Source organism: Sebaldella termitidis ATCC 33386, from assembly GCF_000024405.1.
Classification (GTDB): domain Bacteria; phylum Fusobacteriota; class Fusobacteriia; order Fusobacteriales; family Leptotrichiaceae; genus Sebaldella; species Sebaldella termitidis.
The window spans coordinates 1,158,002-1,170,409 of sequence record NC_013517.1; the positions used below are offsets into that span (position 1 = coordinate 1,158,002).

At 33.6% G+C, this 12,408-nt stretch carries 10 protein-coding genes; 3 read left to right on the forward strand and 7 right to left on the reverse strand.

Annotated elements, in window-relative coordinates; translation table 11 throughout:
* The gene (locus STERM_RS05235; protein WP_012860525.1) at nt 1–3,669 is read left to right on the forward strand and encodes a porin family protein; all 3,669 of its coding nucleotides are present in this window, start codon (nt 1–3) and stop codon (nt 3,667–3,669) included.
* Nucleotides 3,670–3,741: 72 nt separating this feature from the next.
* Here the strand turns inward: STERM_RS05235 and STERM_RS05240 are convergent, their stop codons facing one another.
* The 6 genes from STERM_RS05240 to STERM_RS05265 all read right to left on the reverse strand — a co-directional run bounded on the left by STERM_RS05240 (nt 3,742) and on the right by STERM_RS05265 (nt 8,868).
* A complete protein-coding gene (locus tag STERM_RS05240) occupies nt 3,742–4,368 on the reverse strand; it encodes a hypothetical protein (RefSeq protein WP_012860526.1) in 627 nt (208 codons plus the stop codon).
* A gap of 213 nt (nt 4,369–4,581) precedes the next feature.
* Nucleotides 4,582–5,358: a sorbitol-6-phosphate dehydrogenase gene (gene srlD, locus STERM_RS05245; RefSeq protein ID WP_012860527.1), complete on the reverse strand. Its 777-nt coding sequence runs from the start codon at nt 5,356–5,358 to the stop codon at nt 4,582–4,584.
* 99 nt (nt 5,359–5,457) lie between these two features.
* On the reverse strand, nt 5,458–6,459 hold the full coding sequence (gene srlE, locus STERM_RS05250; RefSeq protein WP_012860528.1) for a PTS glucitol/sorbitol transporter subunit IIB: 1,002 nt from the start codon (nt 6,457–6,459) through the stop codon (nt 5,458–5,460).
* A gap of 12 nt (nt 6,460–6,471) precedes the next feature.
* Nucleotides 6,472–7,017: a PTS glucitol/sorbitol transporter subunit IIC gene (gene srlA / locus STERM_RS05255; protein ID WP_012860529.1), complete on the reverse strand. Its 546-nt coding sequence runs from the start codon at nt 7,015–7,017 to the stop codon at nt 6,472–6,474.
* 35 nt (nt 7,018–7,052) lie between these two features.
* Nucleotides 7,053–7,439, reverse strand: coding sequence for a transcriptional regulator GutM (locus STERM_RS21115; protein ID WP_012860530.1), 387 nt, complete (start codon nt 7,437–7,439; stop codon nt 7,053–7,055).
* Between the two features lie 334 nt (nt 7,440–7,773).
* Complete coding sequence (locus tag STERM_RS05265) at nt 7,774–8,868, reverse strand: glycerol dehydrogenase (RefSeq protein ID WP_012860531.1); 1,095 nt, start codon at nt 8,866–8,868, stop codon at nt 7,774–7,776.
* A gap of 387 nt (nt 8,869–9,255) precedes the next feature.
* On the opposite strand from STERM_RS05265, the gene STERM_RS05270 reads away from it, so the two are divergent.
* Both STERM_RS05270 and STERM_RS05275 read left to right on the forward strand, forming a co-directional pair.
* On the forward strand, nt 9,256–9,939 hold the full coding sequence (locus tag STERM_RS05270) for a fructose-6-phosphate aldolase (protein ID WP_012860532.1): 684 nt from the start codon (nt 9,256–9,258) through the stop codon (nt 9,937–9,939).
* A gap of 371 nt (nt 9,940–10,310) precedes the next feature.
* Nucleotides 10,311–11,261: a sugar-binding transcriptional regulator gene (locus tag STERM_RS05275; RefSeq protein WP_012860533.1), complete on the forward strand. Its 951-nt coding sequence runs from the start codon at nt 10,311–10,313 to the stop codon at nt 11,259–11,261.
* Nucleotides 11,262–11,394: 133 nt separating this feature from the next.
* Here the strand turns inward: STERM_RS05275 and STERM_RS05280 are convergent, their stop codons facing one another.
* Nucleotides 11,395–12,165, reverse strand: coding sequence for a DeoR/GlpR family DNA-binding transcription regulator (locus tag STERM_RS05280; RefSeq protein WP_012860534.1), 771 nt, complete (start codon nt 12,163–12,165; stop codon nt 11,395–11,397).
* Nucleotides 12,166–12,408: the final 243 nt, after the last annotated feature.

Genomic DNA, 12,408 nt, shown 5'->3' on the forward strand with positions numbered 1-12,408 from the left:
ATGTTGAATCTTAAAAATAAAAAATCTCTGTTGTTTTTTTCGATATGCCTGAACTCACTTCTGTTGACGGGAAAGGGCTTAAACGGCCCTATCCCTGATCAGTCTGAAAGATTTATAGTAAAAAACAACAGAGAAGATGAAGAAATTAAAACTGAAAATACTGACGGATCAGATGATCCTGATGAAGTAATACCGGATCCTGAGAGTTTGACAACAGATACAATAGAGATAGAGGAAGTTTTATATAAAAGTGAATCGGATAATAAATTTGATGAAACACAGTTAAACAGAGAAAATCACAGGATAAATGTGGGGAATGGAACTATATGGACTTCTACTGAGGTTATAAAAGTAGATCCTGAAATGAATGTGGAACTGCTTACCAGCCCGGTAGTAAACGGAAGGAAATTTACGGAAGAAGAACTTGATTTCAGGGTAAAACTTAATTACAGTGATTATATTACAGGATATGAACTAAAAATTTACAGGGGGGAAGATAAAAATACACTAAATCCTCTGGCAGTGATTAAAGGCAAAGAATTAAAAAATGAAGATACGATAAGCTGGAAACCAAAAAGCTCCGACTATTTTATTCCGGGAAATCAGCTTACATATAAATTAAAAGTATATGATAAATCAGGAGATTTTGATGAAACAAATCTGGGAATAATAGATTTGATAAGCAGAAAGTCAAAGGAAAATACATATGATTTTGGAAAAGAATATAAAGATCAAGTATACAGTAACGCTGAATTAAGAATAAGAAATATAAAAAGTACTTTTGGAAAAGTAATTATCTCAGGAAATAATCTTACCAACATCCAAACCTTGAAGATAAACGGGGATAATTACTCGATAGATAAAGAAACAGATGCTGTAAAAGTGGAAAGATTGATTCCTTCGGGAGAGAGCAGCCTTTTGATACAGGCAATAGATAAAAACGGAAATACAGAAGAGCATAATCTAAAAGTTGAAATAGACAACAGATATTTCTTTGGTGTCGGAATAGCCGACTTTACAATAGGGCAGTATTCCAATACCGATGAATATAAGGATATCGACGGCAATGAAATGAACGGAAAACTTTTCAAACAGGGAAGGATAGCTTTTGACGGAGAAGCAAAGTTTAATGATAATCTGAGGGGAAGACTGCAGTTCGACACTAAGGACAGTGATATAAAGGATTTATTTGATGATTTTTTCAAAAGAGACAGAGAAGATGTATTTTTTAGAATAAGAGAAGATAATTTTTATCCCACATACGGTGATGATTCTATAATAACAAATGCAAACAGCTATTTACAGCAGGGGAAAATATTTGGTCAGCTGGAGTATAAGAAGTCCAGTATAATGTGGGGAACTTACGGTACAGGACTGAGCGGTCCGGAATTTTCACAGGTGAACAGAACATTATACGGAGCTAAAGGAGAGCTTATAAGCTCTAAAACCACAAGCTTCGGTGAAGATAAATATAATATTACGGCTTTTGGCTCAGAAGCTGAAACAATTCATGCAAAAAATGAATTTTTAGGAACAGGGGGAAGTCTTTATTTTCTAAAAAACGGAGAAGTCATCAGGGATACTGAAAAAATAAGTGTAGAATTAAGGAATAAAGACTCGGGGATAACAGAAAAAGTAGTTTACCTCGTAGAAGGAAAAGATTATGAAATAGATAATTATCAGGGAAGAGTTATTCTGAGAAAACCGCTTAAAGACCATGTGGCAGATTCATACAGTGATTTGATACAGGAAGACGGAAAGTCCGGAAGTGAATTATATCTTGTGGCAGAATATGATTATGAGCCGGGAACATCAGAATCATTGAGCAATATGACTTATGGAGGAAGAGGAAGTGCATGGATAGGTGAACATCTGCAAATAGGTGGTACTTACATAAAGGAAGAAAAGGATAACAGTTCTGATTATGAAGTTTATGGCGGAGATGCCACTTTAAGATATTCGGACGGCACATATTTAAGAGGAGAATACAGTGAATCCAAATCAAGAAATATAGATAATTATTATATATCTTATAACGGTGGCCTGGAGTTTACCAATAAAAACAGCAATCCTCTTGAAAAAAGCAGCGGAAGAGCCTATTCACTCAGGGGAGTATTAAATCTTTATGATTTGAACAAGAACTTATTTAAGCCGTATGGAAATGAAGTAAACGGCTGGTATTTAAATGTAGGAAGCGGTTTTTCCGGCGGGCAGTACAGTAATGACTATGCTCTGGAGGCTTACGGCGGGGAAATAAAGCTGAATCCTGCAGACGGATTATATTTCCGTACAAAATATGAGAGTACGGAAAAAGATTACTATTTAGACGGAAGAATAGAGACTAAGGAATCTATAACCGGACAGATAGAATATGCAGTAAGTGAAAAACTGAGATTATCAGCGGCATTGGAAAATAAGACAGAAAAAATGACGAATGAAGAGGATAAAGAAGCACTCATTCTTGCAGCAAGAGCTGATTATAAAGTAACTCCCAATCTGGATATTTACGGAGTAATTCAGGAAGCTGTAAAGCAGAAGAATTATGATAACAGATCACTTTACAGACTGGGAGTGGAAAGCAGATGGAATGACAGACTGACAGTAAAAGCAGAAGGTAAGCTCGGGGATAATGATACATCAGGTGCAGAGATTACTGCTGATTATAAAATAACTAATAATTATAGTGTTTATATGGGATATGATCTTTGGAACAGTATCTCGGAAAATTCTGATAAAGTTGTAATCGGTCAGAGGGCAAGAATAACAGACAAGTTTTCAGTATATGCAGAAAATCAGTTTTTAAAAGAAAGAGATGAAAAAAGTTATCTGGAATCATACGGAGCTGACTACAGTCTTACTGATAATTACAGAGCAGGAGTTTCATATCAGTATGGAAGGGTAAATCCCAACAACGGACCTTCTTATGACAGAACAGCAGTGAGTCTGTCATCAAGTTTTATAAAATCGAATTTTCAGCTTCAAAATAAATTGGAATACAGAATGGATAAAGGAGATGCTACAGATGAAGTCCAGTATGTATTGCTGAATTCGGCAAGCTATAAAGTAACAGAATCTTTGAGATTTCTTGCCAAAGGTGATTATACGATTTCCAAAGATAAAAGGACAAACAGAACTATTAATGAGTATGCTGAAGCGGGAATAGGAATAGCTTACAGACCTATACACAATAACAGGCTTAATATGCTGGGCAGATACAGCTATATATTAAATAAAGAAAATGATACTGACAGGGAAACTTCTTATCTTGAAGAATCAAAACACATATTTGAAGCAGAGGGGAATTACAAACTTACCAAAAGATTTACAACAGGTATGAAAGCAGCAGTAAAATTTGAAGATGACTATTATAAAACTTCAGACGGAAGAAATATAAAAGTAGAAAAGAACTTTGCACTGCTGGGATTCAGACAGGAATATGAAGTGATAAAGGACTGGGATCTGATGGCAGAATACCGGTTTCTTGCTGATATAGGAGAAAATAATAATACGGAGAATTTAAAACACGGGGCGTTAGTAGGAGTATACAAGCATATAGGAGAAAATCTGAAAATAGGTGTAGGATATAATTTTTCAAATTTTCAGGATGATCTGAGGGATACAGATATAAATGCTCAGGGATGGTTTATAAATATAATAGGGAAATTTTAAAAAAGAGGCAGCTGCCTCTTTTTTTAGTGTAGAAGTCATAGTTATATTTTCAGTTTAGTTATAATTTTATATTCAAAATTCAGTATAATCATATACAGAATTTTCCAAAGTCCATATATTATCTGCTTTTTTGGCTTTTATACTGATAATCTGACTTTTGAAATCTTTTATTTTAGGGACATATTCTAGTACAGATTCAGAAATTACAATAAAAGTAAGAAAATAAAGCTCATTTACTTCCTGATCAGAAAATTTTTCAATATCTGTAGCATAAGCACTGCCAAGTCTTTCAATAAGTTTTTTATCTATAAAATCATTAAAGTCTTTATTTTGGATAAGTATATCTATATCAGGAACACTTATTTTTACTAAAACAAGAGCGTCACCGGGAGAAAGGTAATGAATTTCCTGAATTTCATATTTTGTGGTCAGAAATTTAATATTAAGAAGCAGATAGGAGAAATAAGAAACCTGCAGCATTTCTTCAGAAATATTTTCAGAATGAATATCAAGTTTTTCTATTTCTGTTTTTTGTCTGGAAACAGAATCTTTAAATGCCTGTTCTATAAGAAGATTATTTTGTGTAAGTGTGTCTTTTTTTAGTCTGAGATCGGCTTCTTTCGTAGTCTTATATCCCGGAGCTGAAAAGCATACAATAAAAAATAAAATCAGGATAAGAATATTTGCTGATCTTCTCATAACATCACCTCGTTTCTTATAATTTATTTTAACCTTTTAAAATAAAAAACACAACAGATTTTATTGCAGATAATATCTTATTTATTTGAAGTAAACAGAATATTATACTTAAAGAGCTTATTAAAAAGATGAATGACAATTTTCAGGATTTATAAAACAAAAAACTGTATCTAATTTGATACAGCTTTTTAGAAAGAATTTTTATTTAAAAAATTAAAACATAACCTGTCCGCCGGTAATATTAATAGACTGACCCGTACAGTAAGAAGCTTTTTCAGAAGCATAAAACAGAAGGATATTCAGAACATCCTGATATTCACAGCCTCTTTTTAGCGGTACTTTATCTCTGTAGATTTTCTCTACCTGATCCTCGGAAACTCCGAGTTTTTTGGCATATTGCGGCAAAAGACTCTGGAACATAGGGGATTTAAGTAAATTGCCCAGCATAAGACTGTTTACCCTGATATTATGTTCTGCAAGATCCAGAGCAAGCGACTGGGTTAACCCGACACCTCCGAATTTTGAAGCAGAGTATGCTGAATTATGCTTGCTTCCTACTTTACCGGATTTTGTATTTATCTGTATAATATTCCCAAAACCTTGTTTTATCATGATTTTTGATATTTCCCTTGCACACAGAAAATATCCGGTAAGATTTACAGATACAGAGATATCCCAGTCTCTGAGATCAAAGCTGTCAATTTTCGAGCTTCTTGCTACTCCGGCATTATATACAAGAAGATCAACATGCTTGTAATTTTGTTCTGCAAATTTTCTCAGGTTTATAACTTCCTCTTCATTGGCTGCATTTGCCTGAAAGCTTTGAAAGTTTCCCTGATATTTGCTGCTAATTTCATCTTTTACTTTTTCGGCATTTTCTCCGTTTATATCTGCTATCAGTACATCATAGCCGGCTTCGGCCAATCCTTTGGAAAGAAACTCCCCGAGGGTTTGTCCGCCTCCTACTACTATTGCGACTTGTTTTTCCAATTTAAATCATCCCTTTCGTTTGTATCAGATTTAGTGTATTGTTGTGTCTGTCTCCCGATAAATATCATAGTACACTAGTGTAGTTTGATCTGCTGTGAATTATTTTGAATACATACCAAAGCTTGCAAGCCATGCTATGAATACTGTAGGTGCTCCTGTGAGGAAACGTGCGTACAATACTGAAGGAACCCCGACTTCTACTGTTTCTACCTCTGCCTCTGCCAGTCCCAGACCAACAGGAATAAAGTCACAAGCTGCCTGTGAATTAATGGCAAATAATGCCGGCAGTGCAAACTGTGCGGGTATATTTCCTTTTCCTATTTCCACACCTACAAGAACTCCTATTACCTGTGCTATTACAGCTCCCGGCCCTAAAAACGGCGATAAAAGAGGGAAAGAACATATCAGTGAAATTATAAGCAGTCCCGGAAGAGTACTTGCCAGAGGAGTAAGAGCCTTGGCGATAACATCTCCGATTCCTGATTTCAGTATAACACCTATAAGCATAGCAACAAATGCCATAAAAGGAAGTATTGTTTTTATTATGGTATCTATAGTTTCTCTTCCTGCCTGATAAAGAGTACTTACCAGATTACCCATTCCCATACCGATTTTCCCCATTAATCCCGAAGACTGCTGACTGATTTTTTTGTCAGTTGAATATTTTGGCTGCTTATTTTCCGAAGCAGCCTCTTTTACGGCAGCTGGAGCTGGTACAGCCGCACTTTCTTCTCCGGTATATTCTGTTATATTAGATGGTTTAACAGCTGAAACATAAATATCTTCAGTTATATACTGAGCAAGAGCTCCGCTTTTACCTGTTGCCATGATATTTATAGTAGGGACTCTTTTTTTGGGATAAATTCCGCATCTGAGATTACCTCCGCAGTCTATTATTACAGCTGCAATCTGTTCATCTTCTACTTTTGTCTTAAAACCGTCAACCAGTTCACCGCCTGTTTTTTCGGCAAGAACTTTTGCTACTTCGGGAATATGTCCTCCTGTTACATAAAGAATAACGTTTTTCTTTTCATCAGGGGCAATTATCAGCGGACCTCCGAAACCTCCGTCACCGGCATGAACTATTACTTTTTTATACATAAATATCCTCCTCTATAATTTTATTTCTGCAGGAAGCTTTACACCCTGCTGTTTTTCCACATAGGAAGTAGTAAAGTCTGTTACCCATCCTCTGAAAAAATTAGTAACGACCCCTACAAGAAAATATCTGAGTGCCAGATCCGAAATAGGAAGTCCCAGCTGTGTAATACCATTTGCTACTCCGAGAAAAACAAATAATTCGCCGGGATTAATATGAGGAAATAAACCGTTCATTGTATGGCACGCATATGTAGAAGCAGAATAATAGCTCGGCTTATATTTTTCCGGAAGAAATCTCCCCAGAGACATAGTCATAGGATTAATAAAGAAGAATGTACCTACTGTAGGCAGTACAAGATATCTTAATAACGGGTGAATAGCAGATTTTTGTGCCAATCTTTCTATTTTGTCCTCACCGACAAATTTAATAAGCGCATTCATTGCCACAAGCAGACATATTAAAAGGGGAAGTATTCCTGATACTAAACCTACAAAAACAGTTCCGCCTTCCTGAAACAGACCAATAAATCCTGTGGCCAGTTTTGATAAAAATTCCATATAGTTCCTCCTAAAATTTATTTTTAGCTGAAAGATTATGCAGGGATATTTTGTGTATTTAACATTTCCAGCTCCTTGATATAATTAGACTGTGCATTATACAATGCTTTTTTTATAACACTATCTATCTTTTCATCTTCCCAGTTTTCCATAATATTTCTGTTTTTAACGAAAGCTAAGGTTTTGAATCTTGTGAATACCGTATAACCGTTCATAACCTTGCCGTCCAGAATTTCTCCGTCTCTTGTGATAAGAAGAAGTATTACACAGCCTCTGCTGATTCTGGATCTCTGTTTTCCGATAAGTACAAATCCTTTTTTTCGCAGATTTATATATTCCCTGTTAAAATATTTCAGCTGAAATAGAGTGAAAACACATTGCAGAGCCCAAACCAGGATAATTAATATTATTAGTTGAATCACTTTTGTCACCTCCTTTTGAAATTTTGTATACTGTTAGCACAAAATTGCAAAAAAGTCTAAAAAAATTTGTATTAACATTATTTGCGGTGCTTTGAAATTTTGTTCTTGTATTGCACAAAATCGTAAAAAAGTCTAAAAAAATTGCAATTTTGTGTTATTTGAGAAAAAAATTGCTTATAATAATATATAACCCTAATTTATGGTTTTGTCAATAGAAGAAAAATAATTTTTTTAAATTATATTTTATAAGAAATTACTGTAAAAGGGAACAAAATACCAAAAAAACCTGAACAAAAGTCAGGTTTTTTACATCTAAAATTATAAATTAATAAAATTAAGAACTAAAATCTTCACCAAGTGAATTTGCCGTAAGAATTGCCGAGTATACATCATCAACAGTTACTTCAAAGGGCATATTATAAATAGTTTCGCCTTCTGCACATGCAAGTTTGGCTGCTTCGTAAATTTTTTCTTTATTTATATTTTCGATTCCCATATCTTTAAAGCAAACCGGAAGGTTGATTTTTTTACAGAATGACAAGACATCTTCTATTTCATTTTTCGGTGCATTTTCCAAAACCAGCTGCACCAGCACTCCGAAAGTTACTTTTTCTCCGTGGTATAAATGATGAAGTTCTTCTACAACTGTAAGTCCGTTATGTATAGCGTGTGCTGCCGCAAGTCCGCCGCTTTCAAAACCTACCCCGCTCAGATAAGTATTTGCTTCAATTATATTTTCGAGAGATTTAGTGACAACTTTGTTTTCAACAGATAATTTAGCAAGATATCCGTCAGACAGAAGTGTATTATAGCATAATTCAGCAAGCGCAGCAGATGCTTTGGTAGCAGTTCCGCCGGCCATAGTCTTTTTATTGGCGGCAGTACAGGCACGTGCTTCAAAATAAGTTGCCAAAGCATCCCCCATTCCTGCGGCCAGTAATCTTACCGGAGCATTAGCTATAATTTTTGTATCCATAATAACAAGATCAGGATTTTTGGAAAGGAACAGATACTCGCTGAAAACACCTTCATCAGTGTATATTACAGACAAAGCACTGCACGGAGCATCGGTAGAAGCAATGGTAGGAACTATCACTACAGGGATTTTTGCGTAGTATGATACTGCTTTAGCTGTATCCAGAGTTTTTCCCCCGCCGATTCCTACAATGGAGTCTATTTTGTTCTGCTGTATTATTTCCATAAGTCTGTTGATTTCTGTTTTTGAACATTCTCCGTTGAATTTTTCGAATAAGATGTTGCTGCTGCTGTTTTGATAGCTGTTTGAAACAGGTTCTTTAATAATTTTTGTAATAAAATCATCAGCAATGATAAGTGAATTTTTTCCTAAGCTTGAGGTATAAACTTCAAGTCTTTCAATAGTGTTATATCCTTGAACGTATTTTGACGGTGATAAAATTATTTTGTCCATTTGTGTTCCCTCCTTGTATAATTTAAATTGTTTAATTCTAACATTTTATTTTTAAATTATCAAATTATATTTCCAAATATTTTGTTAATTAAAATATAAGCATTGAAGGACTGGAAAAATACCCGCTGTAAAGAATATTGAGGTAAAAATATCCGGTGTTAACAAGTGATTTAAAGAATTCTAAAACAGCGGATGCATGAAAAACAGCGCAGACAAAATATAAAAATGTGCTAACACAGATTTGGCAGTCATGTAAATTTATTCTGTTAAATAAAAACTTGACAATTTAAAAAAATAAAAGTATAAATAGAATATAAGAATGTGTTTTTGATACACATATGTGCATAAATGAAAATAAAATTTTAAAATAAAATAACAGGAGGAAAAATGGAATATTTATTAGACACGGCTGATCTTAATGAGATTAGAGAAATTAACGCGTATTTCCCAATAACAGGAGTAACGACAAATCCGTCGATAATTGCAAAGGAAAAAAAGGATTACAAAGAGGCAATAAATGGAATTATCGAAATAATAGGAACTGAAAAAATGCTTCATGTGCAGGTATTGGGAATGACTGCGGATGTAATAGTAAAGGAAGCAAAATTACTGAAGGAGACTTTTAAGGCTAATCTCTTTATAAAGATTCCAGTATCGGCTGAAGGGCTGAAGGCTATGGGAATATTGAAAAAAGAAGGGTTTAATATTACTGCGACTGGAATACTGACATCACAGCAGATAGTAATGGCTGTTCAGGCAGGTGCTGATTATATGGCTCCTTATGTTAACAGAGCAGATAATATAAACGGTGACGGGGTAAGAGTAGTGGAAGAAGCATATAAAATAATCAGCAGAGACAAAAATAACAAGGCAAAAATACTGGGTGCTTCGTTTAAGAATGTAAAACAAGTTCATGATGCAATACTTGCCGGTGCAGAGGCTGTTACAGTGGGAACAGATGTTTTGAAACAGCTGATTTATCACCCATACACAGACTGGAGTATAGATAAGTTTAATTCTGACTGGGGAAAAGCATACGGAAACGGAAAAACACTTCTGGACATTTTATAAATATAATTTTAACTTATTAATAAATTCATCTGGTGCATTGGCCAACTTAATCAAGGTTGAACAGGGTACTGCATCAGCACAATATTTTCTGAAGAATTGTTTTAAAACTAAAAAATTCTGTTTAATATTTTTTACGGACTTGTTTTGACTGCAAAATTTTTAATCAGGATACTGTTAAGTACAGATAATTGTTTTTAAACAATTCTTTTGTTTTTTACTGAAAGTATATAAAATATATATATTTAAAATTCTTGTTCAGATACTTATTTATAATGGTATGGAATATATAAATTAATTGACAAAATATACGAAAAATTATATATTATATTAATAAAAGAACCCTGCATTTATTAAATATCGGGAAGGGAAAAATGATGATTGATAAAAAGCTGTTGTCAACGATTTGTAAATTATACTATTACGATGAGTTAACGCAAAATCAGATATCTGAAACATTAAAAATAGAACGTACAAAAGTAAGCAGACTTTTGAAAAAAGCAAAAGAGCTGGGTATAGTAAAAATAATAATAAATGATATGTATCTGGAACAGCTTGAGCTAGAAACAAGGCTAAAGAAAAAATACGGGCTGAAAAGCGTACAGCTGGTAGCAAGTGATGAGAATATTCTTATAAATATAGCAGGAGCTGCACATGCCTATCTGGAAACAATAGCAGAAAATAACGAAATAATAGGCATAACCTGGGGAAAGACCATAAGGGAATTTTCTCTTTATAAGCCTTTGAATGTAAATAAAAAAATAGATTTTATACCTCTTTTGGGCGGCTATAACAACATGAAGGATTATATGTCTATAAATTCCATGATTTATAATCTTGCGTCATTATATAAGGGAACGCCGTATTTTATAGAATCACCTCTGATCGTAGACAGTCCTGAAATGAGAGAGCAGATTATGAATTCTACATTTTTTAAAAAAATTATAGAGATCTGGGAGAAGCTCCGAATAGTAGTTGTCGGAATAGGTGCTACGGAAAAATCTTCAAATGTTTTGTGGGAAATAGGGCTTTCGGAATTGAAAGAACTGAATAATCTGGGAGAGATCAGGGAAAAAGCCGGAAAACGCAAAGCTATAGGGGAAATTTGTTCGAAATTTTATGATATAGACGGAAAGACAGTAAAAACAATACTGGATGACAGAGTAATAGGAATCGGACTTGAAAAACTGACACAAATGCCTTATTCTGTGGGTATTGCCGGCGGTGTGGAAAAAACAAATGCAATTTACGGTGCTATAATGGGAAAATATATTAATGTTTTGATAACTGATATGGAAACCGGAAAAAAATTGCTGGAAAAATAGCAGTTTATAAAGCGGGAATATGTCTGAAATCATAGAAGAAAAATGATTTTGGACATATTTTTTTTTGCAGAAAAAAACACAAAACCTGTAATAAAATTATAAAGTTTTGTGTTTTTATTTTTATAAATACTGATTATATAAACTCAATCATAAATTTTTTTATAAGTTTTTTTATATTAGGTGAAAGCTGTTCTTGTTTTTTTTCAGTGATAACAGTATCGAATTCATTCAATGATGAAAAACAAAACGTTCCTTCACATTCGAATTTTTTTGTTTCTACTATAAGAAATTTTTTCTTGGCAATGGAAAGAACGGCCTTTTTAGTGTTGCCGTCTTCGGACTGAAAATTCATAACAGCTCCTGTTTCTAAATTTATACCGCAGCTTCCGAGATATGCTTTGTCTACTTTATATTTATTAATACAGTTTATTGCTTCGCTTCCCACAATTCCGCCGATCTCCTTATTATAATTTCCGCCTGTTATAATAATTTCCGTTCCGCTGTCTTTTCTGAAAAGAGCTGATATGCTGGGCATATTTGTAATAAGAACAAGATTTTTATCTTCTTCTGCAAGCAGCTCGGCTACCATGTAGTTTATACTGGAAACATCAAGAAATATAGTTTCATTTTCAGAAATAGATGCAAAAATTTTCTTAGCAATATGACTCTTTTGTATGGTTTTATTAATGAGGCGTTCATCAAGTGTGGAAAGATGAACTATTTCTTTTCTTAGTATGGCCCCTCCGTGTGTTCTTTTCAGCTTTCCTTCTGTTTCAAGTCTCTGCAGGTCCTTCCTGATCATAACCTCGGATATACTAAAATGCTTTGCTAGATCATTTACTTTTACTTTTTTTTCTTTATTTAAAATCTCCATTATGGAGTTTAAGCGCTCATCTAAAAACATTTTTCACCTCTTTTGCCTTAAATATAGTTTAGTTTTGATATCTTTCATTTCATTATATAATAAAAAAATTCTTTTTACTATATAAAGTTTTTACGTGTGTAAAACAATAGAAAACACCTTATTTTGATTATTTTCATTTTTTTTGTAAAAAAAATAACAAAATAAAATAAAAACAATAAAAAGTAAATGAAATTAAAAAAATAATATAACGAAACAAAAAATAAAAAATAAATTAAAAGAAAA